General features: G+C 64.4%; 21 protein-coding genes. 7 read left to right on the forward strand and 14 right to left on the reverse strand.

From position 1 onward, the window contains the following. Nucleotides 1–81: 81 nt before the first annotated feature. The gene (locus tag Q9S71_RS14865; protein WP_311863417.1) at nucleotides 82–1,323 is read left to right on the forward strand and encodes a glycoside hydrolase family 32 protein; all 1,242 of its coding nucleotides are present in this window, start codon (nucleotides 82–84) and stop codon (nucleotides 1,321–1,323) included. Here the strand turns inward: Q9S71_RS14865 and Q9S71_RS14870 are convergent. From Q9S71_RS14870 to Q9S71_RS14895, 6 genes are all read right to left on the reverse strand, one after another. Further along, nucleotides 1,300–2,361, reverse strand: a complete 1,062-nt coding sequence (locus Q9S71_RS14870; protein ID WP_422880369.1) for a LacI family DNA-binding transcriptional regulator — start codon at nucleotides 2,359–2,361, stop codon at nucleotides 1,300–1,302. The two genes, Q9S71_RS14865 and Q9S71_RS14870, sit on opposite strands and share 24 nt — an antisense overlap. Nucleotides 2,362–2,662: 301 nt before the next feature. Further along, nucleotides 2,663–2,941, reverse strand: coding sequence for a hypothetical protein (locus Q9S71_RS14875; RefSeq protein ID WP_311863422.1), 279 nt, complete (start codon nucleotides 2,939–2,941; stop codon nucleotides 2,663–2,665). Further along, on the reverse strand, nucleotides 2,931–3,137 hold the full coding sequence (locus Q9S71_RS14880) for a hypothetical protein (RefSeq protein ID WP_311863424.1): 207 nt from the start codon (nucleotides 3,135–3,137) through the stop codon (nucleotides 2,931–2,933). Before Q9S71_RS14880 ends, Q9S71_RS14875 begins: the two co-directional genes overlap by 11 nt. 413 nt (nucleotides 3,138–3,550) lie before the next feature. Continuing rightward, a complete protein-coding gene (locus tag Q9S71_RS14885) occupies nucleotides 3,551–3,919 on the reverse strand; it encodes a hypothetical protein (RefSeq protein WP_311863427.1) in 369 nt (122 codons plus the stop codon). A gap of 52 nt (nucleotides 3,920–3,971) precedes the next feature. After that, on the reverse strand, nucleotides 3,972–4,409 hold the full coding sequence (locus Q9S71_RS14890; RefSeq protein ID WP_311863429.1) for a VOC family protein: 438 nt from the start codon (nucleotides 4,407–4,409) through the stop codon (nucleotides 3,972–3,974). Nucleotides 4,410–4,654: 245 nt separating this feature from the next. Beyond that, nucleotides 4,655–4,852, reverse strand: coding sequence for a hypothetical protein (locus Q9S71_RS14895; protein WP_311863431.1), 198 nt, complete (start codon nucleotides 4,850–4,852; stop codon nucleotides 4,655–4,657). On the opposite strand from Q9S71_RS14895, the gene Q9S71_RS15125 reads away from it, so the two are divergent. Further along, nucleotides 4,769–5,071 carry a DUF6869 domain-containing protein gene (locus tag Q9S71_RS15125; RefSeq protein ID WP_366214677.1) on the forward strand — a complete coding sequence of 101 codons (303 nt, stop codon included), beginning with the start codon at nucleotides 4,769–4,771 and terminating at the stop codon, nucleotides 5,069–5,071. The genes Q9S71_RS14895 and Q9S71_RS15125 overlap by 84 nt on opposite strands. A 108-nt stretch (nucleotides 5,072–5,179) precedes the next feature. Here the strand turns inward: Q9S71_RS15125 and Q9S71_RS14900 are convergent, their stop codons facing one another. Further along, nucleotides 5,180–5,449: a hypothetical protein gene (locus Q9S71_RS14900; protein WP_311863432.1), complete on the reverse strand. Its 270-nt coding sequence runs from the start codon at nucleotides 5,447–5,449 to the stop codon at nucleotides 5,180–5,182. Between the two features lie 106 nt (nucleotides 5,450–5,555). Here Q9S71_RS14900 and Q9S71_RS14905 point away from each other — a divergent pair, with 106 nt between their 5' ends. Further along, nucleotides 5,556–5,837 carry a hypothetical protein gene (locus tag Q9S71_RS14905; protein ID WP_311863434.1) on the forward strand — a complete coding sequence of 94 codons (282 nt, stop codon included), beginning with the start codon at nucleotides 5,556–5,558 and terminating at the stop codon, nucleotides 5,835–5,837. Between the two features lie 405 nt (nucleotides 5,838–6,242). Here the strand turns inward: Q9S71_RS14905 and Q9S71_RS14910 are convergent, their stop codons facing one another. Next, entirely contained in the window at nucleotides 6,243–6,608 is a 366-nt protein-coding gene (locus tag Q9S71_RS14910; RefSeq protein ID WP_121061270.1) for a single-stranded DNA-binding protein, read from the reverse strand. A gap of 14 nt (nucleotides 6,609–6,622) precedes the next feature. Continuing rightward, nucleotides 6,623–6,865, reverse strand: a complete 243-nt coding sequence (locus Q9S71_RS14915; RefSeq protein ID WP_121061268.1) for a glutaredoxin domain-containing protein — start codon at nucleotides 6,863–6,865, stop codon at nucleotides 6,623–6,625. A 1,058-nt stretch (nucleotides 6,866–7,923) separates the two neighbouring features. Between Q9S71_RS14915 and Q9S71_RS14920 the strand changes: the two genes are divergently transcribed. Both Q9S71_RS14920 and Q9S71_RS14925 read left to right on the forward strand, forming a co-directional pair. After that, nucleotides 7,924–8,625, forward strand: a complete 702-nt coding sequence (locus Q9S71_RS14920) for a ParA family protein (protein WP_311863444.1) — start codon at nucleotides 7,924–7,926, stop codon at nucleotides 8,623–8,625. Continuing rightward, nucleotides 8,625–9,071, forward strand: a complete 447-nt coding sequence (locus Q9S71_RS14925) for a hypothetical protein (RefSeq protein ID WP_311863446.1) — start codon at nucleotides 8,625–8,627, stop codon at nucleotides 9,069–9,071. Before Q9S71_RS14920 ends, Q9S71_RS14925 begins: the two co-directional genes overlap by 1 nt. A 134-nt stretch (nucleotides 9,072–9,205) precedes the next feature. Here the strand turns inward: Q9S71_RS14925 and Q9S71_RS14930 are convergent, their stop codons facing one another. Then, a complete protein-coding gene (locus Q9S71_RS14930; protein ID WP_311863447.1) occupies nucleotides 9,206–11,152 on the reverse strand; it encodes a DeoR family transcriptional regulator in 1,947 nt (648 codons plus the stop codon). A 953-nt stretch (nucleotides 11,153–12,105) separates the two neighbouring features. Here Q9S71_RS14930 and Q9S71_RS14935 point away from each other — a divergent pair. Continuing rightward, nucleotides 12,106–12,342, forward strand: coding sequence for a hypothetical protein (locus tag Q9S71_RS14935; protein WP_311863449.1), 237 nt, complete (start codon nucleotides 12,106–12,108; stop codon nucleotides 12,340–12,342). On the opposite strand, the gene Q9S71_RS14940 is transcribed toward Q9S71_RS14935, so the two are convergent. From Q9S71_RS14940 to Q9S71_RS14955, 4 genes are all read right to left on the reverse strand, one after another. Continuing rightward, entirely contained in the window at nucleotides 12,339–12,791 is a 453-nt protein-coding gene (locus tag Q9S71_RS14940) for a helix-turn-helix domain-containing protein (protein ID WP_311863451.1), read from the reverse strand. The two genes, Q9S71_RS14935 and Q9S71_RS14940, sit on opposite strands and share 4 nt — an antisense overlap. Before the next feature lie 92 nt (nucleotides 12,792–12,883). Continuing rightward, a complete protein-coding gene (locus Q9S71_RS14945; protein ID WP_311863453.1) occupies nucleotides 12,884–13,678 on the reverse strand; it encodes an FHA domain-containing protein in 795 nt (264 codons plus the stop codon). Further along, nucleotides 13,678–14,790: a M23 family metallopeptidase gene (locus tag Q9S71_RS14950; protein WP_311863455.1), complete on the reverse strand. Its 1,113-nt coding sequence runs from the start codon at nucleotides 14,788–14,790 to the stop codon at nucleotides 13,678–13,680. Before Q9S71_RS14950 ends, Q9S71_RS14945 begins: the two co-directional genes overlap by 1 nt. 1 nt (nucleotide 14,791) lies before the next feature. Beyond that, nucleotides 14,792–15,211 carry a hypothetical protein gene (locus Q9S71_RS14955; protein WP_311863457.1) on the reverse strand — a complete coding sequence of 140 codons (420 nt, stop codon included), beginning with the start codon at nucleotides 15,209–15,211 and terminating at the stop codon, nucleotides 14,792–14,794. A gap of 270 nt (nucleotides 15,212–15,481) precedes the next feature. Between Q9S71_RS14955 and Q9S71_RS14960 the strand changes: the two genes are divergently transcribed. Further along, a complete protein-coding gene (locus Q9S71_RS14960) occupies nucleotides 15,482–16,096 on the forward strand; it encodes a DUF6668 family protein (RefSeq protein WP_311863459.1) in 615 nt (204 codons plus the stop codon). Nucleotides 16,097–16,101: the final 5 nt, after the last annotated feature.

Raw genomic sequence — 16,101 nt, forward strand, 5'->3', positions numbered from 1 at the left:
TTGTGACTATAGTGAGTGCATTGGCGATCACAAAACGTTTTTGGTAACGCCGCAGTAACGATGCTCTCAGAGCCGCACAGCATGATGGAGAAGCAGATGAGACCCCAGTTCCACTTCACCGCACGCGGCTGGATCAACGATCCGCACGGGATCACCTACACGGGCGGCCGGTACCACGCCTTCTTCCAGTACGTGCCAGACTCCACATCCTGGAGCTTGGGATGCTCATGGGGGCATGCCAGCGGGAACGATCTGTTCTCTCTCACCGAATTGCCGCCAGCCCTGGCGCCCGGCGACGGGGATGCCGGCATCTGGTCGGGGTCGGTGCTGGTCACCGCCGATGGATCCCCGCGCATCTTCTACACCTCAGTCTCCGCGCACAACCCGGCTGTCGGCCGCGTTCGCACCGCAACGACAACGGACCCGGACTGGGTCACCTGGGAGAAGGGCCCGGTGGTCGCAGAGGCGTCGCCGGAGTGGGGCGCGGAGGTGTTCCGGGATCCGGTGATCATCGCCGATGAGGACGGCTGGCGCATGCTGGTCGGCGCCGGGCTCACGGACAAGGTGGCAGCCGTCGTCGGGTTCACCTCGACGGACGGGGTGACCTGGCGGGCCAGCGGACTGGTCGCATCGAGACCCGGCGGGGACCGGGAACCGGCGTGGAGCGGATCGATGTGGGAGTGCCCGCAGATCATCGAGATCGACGGGCAACACGCCCTCATCGTTTCGGTATGGGACCAGGACGAGCTGTACGACGTGCTCTACGCGCTCGGCAGCTACGTGAACGGCACCTTCACCGCCGACACGTGGGGTCACCTCAGCTACGGCCCCTCCCCATACGCTGCGACAACCTTCCGCGATTCAGACGGCCACCCGTGCGTGATGTTCTGGCTTCGCGGCATCGAAGGCGACGGCTGGGCGGGTGCGCACTCCCTCCCCTACCGAATCGCCGCCAGCAGCAACCGCCTGTCCCTCAGCCCGCACCCGGACCTTGACCTTTACCACGATGACGCCGCCACCATCGGAAGTGCGGCAGACATTCTCTGGCCCGAACACGCGGATACCACCCTGAAGATCGTGCACCGCGCCGCCTCGGTGCTGGAGATCGCACGCGAGGGGCAGCAGCTGCGCGTTAGCGTCGGCGGGCACTCCCACGAGGTGCCGTGGGTAGGCGAGGTTCGCGTTGTTCTGGATGGCCCGATCCTCGAGATATCGTCTTTCGCCGGCGTCTTCGCGTGCCCGATCACGCCACTCGCAGAGAACTGGGAACTCGTGGGATCCGGCCTCAGACTTCGGCGTCTACGGCAGCATGCTGGCGCGTGAACGTGGTCGGGACACCGACTGCCGGGTAACGAGCGTCCCCGGCATGCGCGTTTCGACCGGAAGATCGGGGGGCTCGGTCGACTCGAGCAGCGCCAGCGCTGTCCGCACACCCCAGCGACCCATCTCGTAATGCGGCAGGGACACTGTGGTCAATCCAGGGAGTAGCGCCGCTGCGACCGGCTCGAAGTCATCAACGCTGATCACTGAAAGGTCGTCCGGGATCGAGACCCCGGCCCGGATTGCACCCTGATAGATGCCCATCGACATCGGATCATTGAATGAAAAGACCGCTGTCACGTCGTCCGCGCCGGCCGCCAGCATCGCCGCGAACGCTTCCCGCCCGGCCGCTGACGTTCCCGGGTCGCCACCGGTGAACACGCGCGGTTCCAGACCCGCTGCCCTCATCGTCGCGGTGTAACCGGCCAGCCGCCCCACGCTGCCACGGCCAGCCGCGGACACGGTGAGATGTGCGATGCGGGTGTGCCCCGCGGCCAAGAGGGTCTCCGTGGCCAGACGGCCGATCTGCTCCTCATCCGGGGCGACGGACGGAATCACACCGAACTCATCGGTGGTGTCAACCAGCGCCGTCGGAATCCCGGCAAGTTCCCGGGGCAACACCGAAGCTCCCTGGTGAAACATGCGCGCGTAGACGACCGCATCAATCTGCGCAGTCAGCAACCCTGAGATCTGCTTGGACTCGGTCGCCCGGTCGCTATTGCTATTGACCACCACCAGCAACTGACCCCGCTCGGACGCAGCGTCCTGCGCACCCAACACCACCCGGGTCGCGAACGGCGTCGTCGCAATGTCATCCGACACGAAACCCAGAATCTGAGAACGCTGCCCCCGCAACGCGCTCGCGAACCTGTTCGGAACGTAGCCGAGGTCTTCGGCAACCCGCCGAACACGCTCCCGAGTCGACTGGGCAACCTGACCCCGCCCACTCAGAGAATGCGAAACCGTCGTAATCGACACAGCCGCCGCACGCGCCACGTCCTCAATACCCACCGGCTTCGACGCAGCAGCACCTCGTGACATCGGCCGTCTCCGCTCCACAAATCGTGGTGCCACTGTAGACCAAAACGTTTGCGTCGAGGTCGAGCCGCCCCCAAGGTGAAGTTGTTTCGGCCGACGCCGATGACGGCGATGTAGGCCATCGAACGTCGCACAACGATCACAGAACGCCGCCACGGACTGACGAAGTCCACAGTCGTCGGGCACCCCCCTGCCGAGCGCACCAAAAACGATCGTTTTCGGCAGCACCTCGTCGGGTGTTGAATGTGGCGCTCCAAAAACGGCACCCACTACTGGGTTCTGGCAGACGTTTCTGGTGGATCGGTTACCGCGGTAGTGACAGGATCGCGAGTGTCCCGACGACGCCGAGCGCGGTGGCGATCAATTTCAGCCAGCCTCTCCTGGTCGACCCGGTGCTGAGGGGAGGTCGATCGTCGTCGATCCCCAACCGTGTCCTGATCTCCGCGGCTTCCTTCTCCAGTGCTTCGCGGCGGTCGATATGGCCGTAGTCGGGTGAGCCAGCGACCCACGCGAGGTCGATGAGTTCCTCGCGAATCTGTTGGAGTCTGGCGTGGTCGCGCTGGGAGGCATCTTCAGCTGTCATCTGAAGGAGCGTTCTTCCGCCGCTGCTTTCTGAGCTCTTGCCCGCCCACGATGGTGCCGAGGGCGCCGAGCACAGCCATTCCTATTCCCACGGGTGGCCCCGGGAGATCTGAGGCGATTGCGAATATGGCGAGAGCGGTGCCTCCAAGGAACGTAACGAGCGAGCCGACGAACAGGACAAGGTAAGTGGCTCTCATGCGGTGAACTCTCCCACGCCTGAGCCCAGTCGATCCATCCCGTGACCCGATCGCTATAGGAGGATTCAGGAATGAGTGCTGAAGCTTCTAGCGCACACGCGGCTGACTCGGCCTCCTACGTCTGCTCGCACGTTCTGGATCGGTCTCGACCAGTTCTTCTCGTCATCCGGGAGTGCGACGGCGACTGGATCGCCGCGTGCGGCGGTGAAGACCACGAACAGTCGACTGAGTCCTGGTTTGTCGTTGGCTGGGACCACGTACTCAAATGGGATCCCGCAGTCGGAGGTATAGAAGCCTTGGAGCGCGGTGAAGAAGCAGAACGGTCCGACTCGACCGCCCCGTGGGTGATTAGCCGCCCTTCATGAGGCGGCTGATCACTGACGCAGTTGCAGCCTGCAGCGGCGGGGTAGAACTCACATGAGGTTGTCGCCGACCGACCACACCGTCCGCGCGGCTATGGCCTCCTCCGTAGTGAGCCAACGAACCTCGTATCGTCCGGCTCGTGACGGATCCTCGCTGTCGACGATCAGATAACCGTCCTTCATCTCGTTGACCGCGGTGAATGGCGGATAGTCCTCGGTAACCGGCTCCCAGACACTGTCGGACCAAACGACGACGTAGAAGATCCACCACTGAAGTCGCAGCGGAGAGAACGGGCTCCAGAACGACGACCTAGCAGTGAAGACATGCCCCTCAAAACCGTGCTCCGAAGAGAGCACGCCGGCCCCCCGATCAAACCGGTCGAGTGACCGGTCGGGGTGCGGTCGTTTGATCAGGGCCATACATGAAACCTAGTTTCTGCCGGCCGCCGAAAACGATCGTTTTCGGGCGCGGTCACGTAGTCACAGCGTCGCGGTCAGCTGCAGAAGACTCTGGGTCGGTGAGCTCTACCGTCTGCCCGTCCGGGTCCCGGACAACGAAGGACCAGTAGCCGACCCAGAAGGGCTCGGCTCTGAGTGCGTGCACGCCGGCGGTCTTGAGCCTTACTACGGCCGACTGGAAAGCGGCGGGTGCAAGTGCGATGGAGATGGACCTGACCTGTTCGGTGGTGGGCGCCTCAGACAGCTGGCCGTGGCTCCAACCAGGCTGGAAGGCCCAGCCTTTTGGTCGGCACAGCGAGTCGACACGGCGGAACGACACCTGCACGCAACCGTGCCGGAACGCGATGTCATCAGGTTGGTCCCAGATCTGGGTCAACCCCACCAGTTCTCCGTAAAAATGCCGAGTGGCGGAAATGTCGGTGCAGTACTCGTAGGCGAACCATGTAGCCATGCCAGCTACGATATGCGCCCGTGCTCAGCGCTGAACGATCGCGCGCGCCTAGTCCTGCTGCGCCGAAAACGATCGTTTTCGGCTAGGCCAGTAGCCGTTGCGATCAATCCCACTGAGGAGATTTGAGGAGGCGCGGAGGCAACGGGTGGCACAGAATGGGGGACGTGTCAGGGACGTCGTGGTTTTCACTGCCGCCTGAGTCGGTTGACGCCTATGCGCGCCACTGGCTCGACTTCCAGTCCGGCTCAGTCGACTTTGATGACGAGATGGACGAACCGCTGGACGCGATTCTCGCCGGCCAGCTCGCAAGCTCCGATCCGCAGCGCGCGCTCGACGTCGTGGTCCGGATCCTCGACCTGATCCGCGACGACCCGAGTGGAAATCTTGGCCAGCACACCGGCATCCTCGCCGCGGGACTGACCGAGGACATCATCCGCTGCCATGGAGAACTTGTAATCGAACGAATCGAGGCGATCGCTCACGCACGTCGGGACTTCGCTGATGTTCTCGGAGGTGTCTGGATGGTCACCAGCGACGATGTCTGGCGCCGTATCCGGGCAGTCGCGACTCCCGTCGAGACCGGTCCCAACTCTGATCAGCGACCACGATTGCGCAGTCACCGACGACAGCTGAGGGCGACACCGCTCCATCGGCGCCGCTAACCAGATAGCTTTCGGGGTCGGGCTCTCCCCTCGTCGACGGCGCACCGGAAACGTCCGCCAGAGCTCAGTTCCGGCTCATCTGCGCGAAGGTTCCGATGGGACGGGCACTCAGTTCCAGGATCGGTGAACGTGCCACTCCCCCGCGCCGCCGTAGACGTCGAACACGATGGACTCGCGCGTCTCGTTCGTGGCTTGGAACCGCCAACCGAACAGCCCGCGGCGACCGCCGACGTCGTCGGGGTCGATGGACCACACTGAGCCCCGGAGCCGCGTTGGGGTGTCTGTGATCGTCCACCTCTGCCCCGCGTAGTACATGCGCGCCGGCGTCTCGTCGACGAGCCAGAGCGTGACTTCCGTGGCTGTGGCGGTGTGGGTCATGGCATCCGAGAATAGAACATAAGTTCGATATTGGGTAGCCTATCTCCTTCGGGAGGAGGTCGCCGTGGGGACGAACAAAAGGTACGCCGCGGCGGTCGATCACCGGATGGATACGCGGATCCTCGAGCGGATCGCTGCGGAGGCCGGCCCCCTGCAGTCGCTCTCGAGCGCTGAGCTGCGATTGGACGTGGAACCGGTGACGATCGACCCGCGGCCGAAGCCGGCGAAGGCGTGGGTGCGCTTCGGCGCGACGCCGGCGCTCGTCGACGCGGAGGTCTGCCGGTGGACAGCGGACGCCTGCGCGATCAGGTTTCGCGTGGGCGAGACGGAGATGAAGGCGTGGGTGTGGGCCTCGGCGGTCACGCCGGCCTCTCCTGGCGGGCGCTGAGCGCCCCTGTGGACGGTTTCTGCGGCGCCGCCGGCATCCTGGTTGCCTAGCTTGGTGGATGACGACAAGTGGCCGGGCTTCTCCCCTACCTGTGAGCGCTGCCTGGTGCAGCTGCAGCCGTCGTGGAACCCGCCAACTCCCCCGGTGTGGCGGTGCCCGGATTGCGGCTTGGTGCGCGTGTTCTAGCCGATCTGGCGCACGAAGAGGATGACTTCTTCTGCGGGGATTCTCGACCGCAGCTGCTCGATCGCGACGCCGGAGGACGGCGCCTCGAGCTCGACGCGCGTGGCCTCGTCGACGTCGCGGGGGCGGTGTGCGAGTTCCCAGAGCGTGTGTCCATTCTCCCGGCACAGCGATGCCCCCGGCCGGGGAGAGAGGTCGGCCGGGGGCGTGCTGCGCAGCGGGTTAGGGCTGCTGGTCGTTGCGCGCGTTGCGGGTGATCGCGGCGGTGGCGCGGGTGAGGTCGGCGCCGATGCTGTCGGCGTCGATGACGCGGCCGTATTGCTTGTTGCCCTCGTCGCCCCAGCTGGTGGTGTGCTCGCGTCCGATGACGATGACGGCATCCCCTCGGTGGAGTGAGGCGGCGGCGTTCTGGCCGAGCTCGAACCGGGCTTCGACGAAGTGGGTGGTGGGGGTGTCGTGGGGCTGGTACTTGCCCTGCCGGTACTCCCCCGTGTTCTCGATGACGCGGAGCTTGGTGATCTGGATGGTTCCCGCCTGCACAACTTCGGGATCGGCTGCCAGGTTTCCGGTGATGGTGCGGATGGACATGGTCGTTCTCCTTCTCAGTGGGTTGCGATGCGGTTGATGTGGTCGGGACGGAACCCGGACCAGTGATCCTCGTCGGTGACGACGACCACGGGTGCTTCGGTGTAGCCGAGGTCATCGACGACGTAGGCGCGGGCATCCTCGTTGTCTCGGATGTTCACCTCGTCGTACTCGATGCCCTTGCTGGTGAGCACGTTCTTGGTCAGCGTGCAGCGCGCGCAGCTGGGGCCTGTGGTGTAGACCGTGATCCGCTCAGCCATCGCTCTGCCCCTTCCCTCAACCAACCGTTTTTCTTTGCCTGCCGGCAATCGAGGGATTCACGGCGAGCGGAGCGGGAGGGAGCAACGGACGTGGAATACCGGAGTGAGCGCAGCGAGGGAGGATATGCCGCGAAAGCCGTTGGCCCGACGCGGAGCCGACGTATCCTCGACAGCCGGACAGGTCAAAGACTGCGGGATATGGTGCGGGCCGCGTAGCGGCGCCTCTTGAGCGCCGGTCTCCGTGCCGGCGGGAACAGCCCGTAGGGCGGCGTGCTTTCACGGTGATATCACTCTGAAAGCGAGCCACGGCGAGCGTCAGCCTTTGTGCTCTGCCCGCATGACCTCGAGGCCGCGCTGCAGCGCGCGGAGCGCGGTCTTCCGCTGGGTGCGGTCCTCGAGCTCTGCGACTTCTGCGAGCAAGCGCGACCCTCGAAAATCTTACCCTTCGGGGCCGGGCATATTCCGGCCGCTCCCCTGCGCCGGGCAGGGAGACTGCCGCCTCGCAGACCGGGTGAGTCTGTAAGTTACCAACTTACAGACTCTTCGGGCGGTACCCACGGCTCGTCACCCCCGCAGTAGCGAGACAGTGTAAAAATAGACAGAGTTACAGACTCTGTGTGTCCGCAACTTACAGGGTGTCATCCGATCCGTCAGCTGCGGCGCGATCGCCGCGAGCCGGCCCGGCGCTCGCGCCGCCACTGCTGGCGCTTAAGAAACTCACCTACCAGCGGTCTCAACGGTTCCTCGTGAGTTCGCGCGACGGTGGCCAGCATACCGGTGTACCTGCTTCATCAGGGCGCTCCTGAGTCGGTATGTATGGAGGCCTGTAAGTCTGTAGGTCCGTGAGTCCGTAACTCCGGCAGTTTGTGAGTTCAAACGACTCAGCCTCCGATCTCTAGTTACTTACAGAGTTCGGTTGTTCGCGTCTTACAGATAACGTCAGTTACAGACGTAGTCACTCTGTTCCTCTGTAACTCGCGTACTCCGCTAGTTCGTAAGTTACAGACACGCCGCGACGGCAGCCACCCAAACGAGCTGTCCTTCAGTTAGATGGCGGTATGCACATCGTCGCCATCGTGAACCAGAAAGGTGGGGTCGGTAAAACCACGACCACCATGAATCTCGCCGCGGTGACCGCGAAGCATTCAAGGGTCCTTGTGGTTGATGTCGACCCGCAACGGTCGACAACCTGGTGGGCTGAGAACGCGGGGGACCGGTTGCCGTTCGACTTTGCCCCGGACATCAACCCGTCGAACCTGCGTCGCCTTCGTGAGCTGCCTTACGACTTCATCTTCGTGGACACACCGGGCAATCTGGAGACGGACTCGATCTTGAATGCGGTGCTTGATGTAACCGACTTCGCGGTCCTGCCCCTGAACCCGGAGCCCTTGAACACACCGGCCTTGAAGCGAACGTACGAGCGCTATATCGAGCCCCGCGGGATCGCGCATCGCGTTCTACTGAGCAAGATCGATCGACGCCGCTCGGGACAGCTCGAGGATTGGCAAGTCGTCGTCGACCAAGGGCTGAAGCTTCCCCGATTCCAGGACAGCATCCGCCTTTACGCGGCGCACAGTGATGCGCCATTGGACGGCCGCGTGGTCACTCAATACGCCGATACCCGCGCCAACGCTAACGCAATCTTCGACTACATGATGGTCGCGAACGAACTGCGATCCATTCTGAACGGCGATCAAGCGCCAAATGCCGGGTTCAAGTCAAGGCGCATCACGGTGGGTTCGACGAAGGAGAATACCTGATGGCTCGCGCAGATCTCAGCAACCTGCTCGGAGCGATAGATCGCGAAGACACCGCCCCCAACTCAAGCGAGGTCGCCGCGATCGCAACTGTGACGCATCCGACCTCCGTAGAACAACCGTCCTCCAGCAGTCAGGACAGTACTGCCCTGACTGCGTCGAAAACCAGACCCCCTACCCGAATCGAATCAGCCTCCACGTCGAAGCCCACCTTGCCGCCGGCGCCCCGCACCTATGAGGACTTCGAGCGGAAAGAAGCACGTCTTCGTCCAGATCAGTACGAGACCTTGACGATCAACGCACGCCGGCTGAACAAGATCAAGGGGACCGGGGGTGTACGAATTACCGAGAACACACTGATCCGTGTTGCCCTCGACATGCTCATTGCTCGCATGCCCGAGCTGCAGGGTTCCACCGAAGCGGAGCTCCGCAAATCCATGGGTCTGTAACTACCAGACTTACAGACTCACTCAGACACGCTTTCCGCTCACATCCGTGACCACTGAGCCAGCTCGCTCGCCAGACTGCGTAGTGACCTAATCCCTCATTCCTCCGGAAAGTGGACGCACGCGCGTCGTTGAACTCAGGCGACCTGTGCGAAACCGCCGTCAAGGATTCCAGCTCGCACGAGCTCCATGGCAGCCCTGTGGTCGCACCGGCGCGAGGGTCCGCGCGGATAGGCAACATATCCGGGTCGATCTGATTCAGTGAAGTGGCTCGGTCGCCGGCCGCGGCGACGCTTGGACCTACGTTCCATCCACGTGACTTCCGCTTGCCACCATGCCCACCGCGCCCGTTCGAGCTCGTAAAGTCGGGCTCGCCTCGCGAGATGCCCATCAACATTCAGGCTACGGGCGACGAAGTCTCGCGCACTCAGCGCGATTCGCCGCCAACCGCCCCCGGCGCGCTCGATGAGCCCGCTGCTCACAAGCCGCGCAAGCCGACGCCTGACGCTTGACGTGCTCACTCCGAGCTGCATGCTCAGATCAGAGACGCCCACGGACCCGGACTCCGGGATGTGCATGTAGAGCAGGCCGCGGGCGCGACCCAAGCTGCGGGGTGCGGTGAAGACATCGTGGTTGAGGAGTCCCAGCCGGATCCCGATTTCTTGGGCGAGGGTCTGTTGCAGCGGGAGGCTGGCCGCGGGTTCGGCGCGCATACGCGCTTGTGTCCGGTTTGGATCCGAAATCTCTGTGGAGAACCGACTGTGGAGTCGGTATTTGTTGGCGTGGACGCCTTCGGCTTCAGCAACCTTCTCGATCCAGTGGCGTGCGAGGGCGGTGAGTGCGACGCTGACTGTCGTGCGTCCGTAGCCGGTGTCGGCGGAGAGGCGCCTGACGTCGGCTTCGACGACCGGCCGGCCGCTTTGGAGCATGTAGAGGCAGAGGGCGTCCAGGACGGCGCGTTGGCTGCGGGTCCCTTCGACGCGGCCGTTGCGGGTGGCCCAGAGCCCGGGCAAGGAGTCTGCGCGCTCGAGTGCTCGTTGCACGGTCGTCGTGACGCTCATCACTCGTGTGCGGTAGTCGGGGTCATCACCGGTGGCGTTAAGGGGGTGTGAAGCGACGAATCGGACGGCGTAGTGCCATGCCGAACGCAGGACTTTTTCGGTGCTTGCCGGCGAGCGGCGGACCCTGTCGTTGCCTACGCGACGGGTGCGGGCGTGTTCGAGGCCTGTCGCGGTGGCGGCTGCGCCAACGATGTCGTCGTATGACCATCGGGAGTTGGCGGCGGCGATGAGGATGCGTGCGAGGGTGTGGGACGCGTCGGCGCCGGCCGGACCGTGAAGCGCTGCGTCCATGGCGGCGCTGAGTGGGCGTTTCGGTCCGCGGATGCGGGGGTTCCCTGCACCGTCGAGGATGGCTCCGTGGGGGAGCGTGGTTTCGGTGGGGGGCAGTTCAGCGCCGAGGTCGACGAGCAGGGCGGTGAGCTGTTCGATGGTGTGTTCGCCAGCTTCGCGGTCGATGAGGAGTCCGATGTTGCCGAGGGGATTGGAGTATCCCCCCGCGCGGTGAGGTGCGAAGGGGGGACGAACGCATCCTGATGCGGGATTGGTCAGTGGTTGCACATCGAGGGAGGTGAGGATGCTGCGGGCGTAGTGGGCCAGCTCCTTGACAGCCGCAGCGTCCGCGGGTGCTTCCAGGCGCACCCAGATGTGTCGTCCACCGGAAGGCCCCGAGATGCAGACGAGGTGGGGGACGTTGAGCTCGTCCAGCCAGTACGACAGCCGGTCGGCGTCGCGCGCAGCCGGCCCGTTCGAGTTGTCGAAGTCGAAGCAGAGGTAGCGGAAGCGCAGGTCGTCGTCCGCCAGCAGCATCGCCCATGTCGTTGTGGGCGCCGGGCCGTCCAGGTCCCAAAGGCGGTCGTACTGGTTGAGGATTTCCCCGGATGAGTCTCGAGCGGCAACACGGATTGTGTCTCTGGGGGAGAGGCGGCTGGCAATTGCCCACGCTTCCTCGTGTGTGTAGGGCGACACGCCGAAGGTTCCGTCCGCGAGCAATCCCTGCTGGTTCGCATCTGCGCGTGTAGACATGACTTAACTACCTCCTTCCCGAGGTGATGATGAAGTTCCGGCGCCAACCGGACTTCGGTGGAAGTACCTCTCGACCTGACCTCGTGTCGCCAAACTCTTCGGTCAGCTCGAGCGTTGAGCTCGTCGGGCCCCGCACTCGCCAAAGTGCAGGGGCCCGCTCTCGTTTACGGCACCATGCCGCCTCCGTTCGACTGCGTCTGGAGCACGGGGCTGGTACGGGATGAGCGTTCGGGAGCGTGCACCGAGGTCGCCGGTCCTGTGGGCGGACGTCGGGATGTTCTCGACCACCCGGTGGGGCTGAGCCACGCGCGCCGGGTGCTGAGGGTCTCTTGTGCCATCGACATCCCTGGACGAGATGGCGACACGGTCGCGATACGCGGAAGAACGGTCTCCCTGCGCGTGTCTTCGGATACTATGAAGACACCTCCCTAACTGATGTATGGGTGGTGGATCGGACCGAGAGTTTGCCGACTGAGGTCCGACTTGAATCCTGGTGGGGGCCCCGTCTTCGGACGGGGCCCTTCTGGGTTAACTCGCTAGCTGATCAGTGAGCTCCTCTGAGTTCGTCATGATGCGCGGTGCCGCAGACAACGGCCCGACGACGGAAGGGAGCATCGGCCGTTCGCCGATTAGTTCGAGAGCCTCAAGGGCTTCTGTAGACCGACCCGGCTGAGGCGCGTGGTCCGGCAGGCCGAGAGCGTAGGCGGCCAGCGCCACCATGTAGTCGCCGGCGCTCATGTCGAGCATCACCGCATTACGTTTGATGATCCCGGCCAGGACAGTGTCCGGCTTCGCGTTTACCGCTACCCGCTCACCCTTGCTTGGTCGTCCCATGGGTCCAAGCATCCGGGAAACTGCGTTTTCGTTTACGAAACGAATCGGCGTGTCGACGAATCCGGAATCCAATTTCGGGGTCCGCGGTGCGGATTTGCCTCACCAGTATGGTGGCGAGCATGCGCCTGCTGCCTATCCCTGACGCCAACGGGAACCCGATGATCTGGATTAACGCAGATCATCTCGTGAGCGTGCAGCCGATCACGCACCGTGGGCAGACAGGGATCGTGCTGGCCGCGGAGGTGAAGGTAGACGGGATGCCTCTGCAACGCATCCCGTTAGGTGAGCTCACGGACGCAAGTGAGGTGCAGGAAGCATTCGCGAATTTCCTTGCCGCGCTGCAGGCACCGAACTAGGCCGTAGGTCGGTCGGCTGGGGTAAATGGCGGAGGCGTGAGCCGTTGGTTGCTTGTCTCTTCGAGGAGATCGCGCAGCTGCCATTTGTGCACGACCCAGCGGTTGCCTACGAGCGAGCCCGGGATGTGTCCCTGCTCAAGCCAGATGTAGATGGTGCCCTTGTACTTGACTCGGAACAGCCGCATGAGGTCGCGGTAGCTGAGTTCGTCGGGGTAGTCGGTGAGGACGTCGACAGGTTCCGTTGGCCGGCTGGGTCTGTTGCTGGTGGAGGCTAGCCAAGCACGAATCTCTGCTTTGAACATGATCCACGAGTCCGCGATGCGGTGACCGGGGATGATGCCGTCGCGCAATCGCGAGCGCACGGCAGGAGCGCCAGTGCGGATGATCTTCGCGACGTCCGCAGTGGTGAGGGTGTCGGGGAACTGCGCCCAGTAATCCTCTTCGCTCAACGGGGAGTGGTCCTCATAGTTGTTCCGATCGGGTTCGGAAGGTGGTGCTGTTCAGGGAACAGTATCCAAGCGAGAGGTCTCACGCGATTTCCCTATGTGCTCGCGGACGAGAGCGTGATCGTCAGCCGGACGTCACCGAGAACGGCGACGTCGCCGTTTTGCAGCCGGTACGGCTTCCACGGTGTGAGCTCCACGGTCACGGCGCCGGTGCGTTCGATGAGTGTGCCGTTCGCGGCTGCCTGGTCTGTCGCCCATAGTTCGCGCTCGTCCCATTCGAGGCGCAGATGGGTGCGGGAGACCTGGCGGGTGCCGTCGTCGGTGGTGAGTAGGAGCTCGACTGCCTCGCCGGGCTCAGGGGAAGGCCGCCGGCCGATGAGCGCCGTGGTCGTAAAGGCCCCGGACTCGCCTGTGCTGGCGTGGATGCGCGCGGTGGGCACGGCGGGGCGCTTGCGCTCCGACAGTCGCGTGTAGGGGTCCGGCTCGTCGTATTCGTCCGGTGCCTTCGGCGCCGCCCACGCGGATGCCACCGGCTCCGCAGGCGGGTTTGGTGGCACCGGTCCTCGCGGCATTTGCTGCGTCGGTGTCGCCGCGGTGGTGGGCGCCTTCCTGGGGCGCGCGCGGCGGGCGGCGGCGGCGTGTGGATCCTCGATGACGTTGCCGGTCGGTTCGACGGCGACGTTCCACTCGCCGTCGGGGTCGACGATCTTCATGCGGACGGGCCGGCGTAGCTCGGCGGCGATTGTCGTCGCGTAGCTGATGACCGCCTGGCGGGTGTCGGTGAGCTCCGCGGAGGGGAAGTCGTCGTGACGACCGGCGACGTTTGCGTGGGCGCTTCCGTCAGCGGCGACGGTGACGTGGATGACGGGGTAGGGCGGGACTGCGGTCATCACTGCCTCTCACACGATGAGGGCGGGCAAAGCTCCATGCCGAACAGCTCGTAGAACTCTTCAGGGTGGACGAAGCCGGCGTAGCGGGCAGGCGACCCGAGCGAAACGGCGTCGGGCAGGGAGAGCACTGCTTGGTCGGTGCTGCCGATCTGGTTGATGCGGAAGTCGAGGTGGCATCCGCTGGATGGTCCCTCGTTGCCGACGAGGGCGATCGGCTGCCCTGCGGTGACGGTGTCCCCGACGTCGACGGAGACCTGATCCATCCTCATGTGGAGGTAGGACACGCTCCATCCTTCGGGCGCTTTGACGGTGAGTTGGTATCCGGCTTTGTAGGTGACGGTGCCGGCGCTGATGGAGTAGATCTGGTCGCCGCAGGGGTTGGGCCAGTGCTGCAGGTCGACGGCGGCGTGCCAGGAAGGTGCGCCGGGGACACTGATGCTGCGAGGGCCGAAGCCGGACGTCATGTTGTAGCCCTCGGAGAGGGGAAACTGAATGGCTCCGGTGCCTGTGCATCCGCCGCCTCCGGCGAGGGCGGTGACGACCTGGTTGGCCGCGTCGAAGAACTTCTCGTAGTGGAAGGGGTCTGCGTTGCGCTGCACTTTGTGCGCGGCGATGCTCGGCTCGAGCGACGTCCAGTCGTCGACGGCGGCGAGGCGGGTGAGGAACTGGGTGGCGGCGTAGGTGGGGTCCATCACCTGCTCTTTGGTTCCCCAGCTGCCGATGCACCACTGCTGCTGGAACAGCCCGAGGGAGCAGGTGGGGGTACCGTCTGGGTTGGTGACACCGTTGACGTCGTCACCGAAGTCGATGTTGCGCAGCGAGCTCTCGCCCATTGCCGTCATCACGGCGATCACCTGAGCCTGACGATCCAGGCCGAGCGGAACGGCGGCGTTCATGATGAGCGCGGCGTTCTGCAGCTGTTCGCCCGAGTAGCCGGCGACAGGTTCCTCGGGCACGTTGTCGGGGTCGACGGTGCCGACAACGCCGCTGCAGGCGGCGGACGCGTTACCGCCGGTCATGAACAGCAGGACGAGAGCGAAGATGCTCACCACGACGATGATCGGCGTGCCGATGATCAGCGCGCCGGTGAGGTTCTTCGTCCCTTGTGCCATGTCAGTCGTCTGCTGGTCGGATCCGGTCTGCCAGCCACGCCGCGTCGGCGTTCGGGCGGCTGAGGCTCACGTTGTAGTCGCCCGCGTCGGTTGGAAGCTGAACGATCAGCGAGACCTCCGTGGAGGCAGGGAGGATGACGCCCGGCCCCGTGACTTTCCGGACGGGAATGCGAGCGGGGTCGGTGTCCTCATATGCGGCTGCACCGGTCTGGGTGAGGTACGGGTACAGGCCGTTAATCCACTCCTGATAGGGGAGCTCGGGTTGCGCGTAGGCAGTCAGAGCGGCCGTGGCCGCGCCGATTGCAGCTGCCCGGCTGTCGCTCTCAGCCTCCGGGACGGGCGCGACAGTAGCGCCCGTGTCGGCCGGGGGAGTGGGGTTGACGGGACTTGTGCTGGTGGGGTTCCGCGTCCCCGACGCCATGCCTTCAGTGGGCGTGGAGCTCCCGCTGCAGCCCGCAAGCAACGCTGCGAGAAGCAGACTCGCCGTTCCCGCTACGAGCGAATTCCAACGTCTCGGTCTGTCCGTCACCCTGTCTAACGTACTCATGAGAAGGCTGTAATGACGTCAAATGGACTATTTCAAGATGCTCTAGGTAGGTTTACGTCGTTAGAGTTTTCCCATCTGCTGGATTGAACCGGTCAGCGATCGACCTGCGATTCAGGATGAAAGAGACGCAACGGGGGAGAGGGAATGTCGAACGTCAATCCATGGATCACGCGGCCTGACCACGCGGCATCCGAACAGCCGGGTGTGCCCGATACCCCGCTATCTCGTCGCCCAAAGGGACCTCAGACACCGCAGGCCGGCATCCCCGTTCCCGACACGGCTGACAGGCTTCCACGGTGGTCTCAGCCGTGGCCCGCGAAGGTGTGGTGGCTAGGTGTGCACGGCGGGGCTGGCGAGTCGACTCTGGCCGCGCTCGCGCAGGGCACTCGCGCTGCTCAGCACGGGTGGCCGATCGCAGACCCGCCCAACATCGCCGCGAACGTCGTCCTCGTCGCGCGGTCGAATTATCAGGGCCTGACGGCTGCGCAGCGTGCCGCGACAGAATGGGCATCTGGCGCTCTCGGCAACTCGGTGACCCTCGCCGGCCTGGTGCTCATCGCGGACGCTCCCGGCCGGCTCCCAAAGCCTTTGCGCGACCTGCAGCAGGTCGTCAGCGGCGGCCTTCCCCACGTATGGACGCTGCCGTGGGTCGACGCCTGGCGGCTCGGCCCCGCAGACCCCTCAACGCCTCTGCCCAAGGCATTCCGCGAGCTGTTCGCGGAACTGCACGTGACCTCGAGCAGCCCTGCTCACACCTGAAAGGA

It is taken from the genome of Microbacterium gawkjiense (assembly GCF_031932225.1).
GTDB classification, from domain to species: Bacteria; Actinomycetota; Actinomycetes; order Actinomycetales; family Microbacteriaceae; genus Microbacterium; species Microbacterium gawkjiense.

Bases quoted from the DNA above. Each gene is read 5' to 3' on its own strand.
- Q9S71_RS14865 (WP_311863417.1), top strand. From the start codon at position 82: ATGATGGAGAAGCAGATGAGACCCCAGTTCCACTTCACCGCACGCGGC.
- Q9S71_RS14915 (WP_121061268.1), bottom strand. From the start codon at position 6,865: ATGGCTGAGCGGATCACGGTCTACACCACAGGCCCCAGCTGCGCGCGC.
- Q9S71_RS14960 (WP_311863459.1), top strand. From the start codon at position 15,482: ATGTCGAACGTCAATCCATGGATCACGCGGCCTGACCACGCGGCATCC.
- Q9S71_RS14950 (WP_311863455.1), bottom strand. From the start codon at position 14,790: ATGGCACAAGGGACGAAGAACCTCACCGGCGCGCTGATCATCGGCACG.
- Q9S71_RS14905 (WP_311863434.1), top strand. From the start codon at position 5,556: ATGGATACGCGGATCCTCGAGCGGATCGCTGCGGAGGCCGGCCCCCTG.
- Q9S71_RS14955 (WP_311863457.1), bottom strand. From the start codon at position 15,211: ATGGCGTCGGGGACGCGGAACCCCACCAGCACAAGTCCCGTCAACCCC.
- Q9S71_RS14870 (WP_422880369.1), bottom strand. From the start codon at position 2,361: ATGTCACGAGGTGCTGCTGCGTCGAAGCCGGTGGGTATTGAGGACGTG.
- Q9S71_RS14925 (WP_311863446.1), top strand. From the start codon at position 8,625: ATGGCTCGCGCAGATCTCAGCAACCTGCTCGGAGCGATAGATCGCGAA.
- Q9S71_RS14945 (WP_311863453.1), bottom strand. From the start codon at position 13,678: ATGACCGCAGTCCCGCCCTACCCCGTCATCCACGTCACCGTCGCCGCT.
- Q9S71_RS14900 (WP_311863432.1), bottom strand. From the start codon at position 5,449: ATGACCCACACCGCCACAGCCACGGAAGTCACGCTCTGGCTCGTCGAC.
- Q9S71_RS14880 (WP_311863424.1), bottom strand. From the start codon at position 3,137: ATGAGAGCCACTTACCTTGTCCTGTTCGTCGGCTCGCTCGTTACGTTC.
- Q9S71_RS14885 (WP_311863427.1), bottom strand. From the start codon at position 3,919: ATGGCCCTGATCAAACGACCGCACCCCGACCGGTCACTCGACCGGTTT.
- Q9S71_RS14910 (WP_121061270.1), bottom strand. From the start codon at position 6,608: ATGTCCATCCGCACCATCACCGGAAACCTGGCAGCCGATCCCGAAGTT.
- Q9S71_RS14895 (WP_311863431.1), bottom strand. From the start codon at position 4,852: ATGGCAGCGGATGATGTCCTCGGTCAGTCCCGCGGCGAGGATGCCGGT.
- Q9S71_RS14890 (WP_311863429.1), bottom strand. From the start codon at position 4,409: ATGGCTACATGGTTCGCCTACGAGTACTGCACCGACATTTCCGCCACT.
- Q9S71_RS14920 (WP_311863444.1), top strand. From the start codon at position 7,924: ATGCACATCGTCGCCATCGTGAACCAGAAAGGTGGGGTCGGTAAAACC.
- Q9S71_RS14935 (WP_311863449.1), top strand. From the start codon at position 12,106: ATGCGCCTGCTGCCTATCCCTGACGCCAACGGGAACCCGATGATCTGG.
- Q9S71_RS14930 (WP_311863447.1), bottom strand. From the start codon at position 11,152: ATGTCTACACGCGCAGATGCGAACCAGCAGGGATTGCTCGCGGACGGA.
- Q9S71_RS14875 (WP_311863422.1), bottom strand. From the start codon at position 2,941: ATGACAGCTGAAGATGCCTCCCAGCGCGACCACGCCAGACTCCAACAG.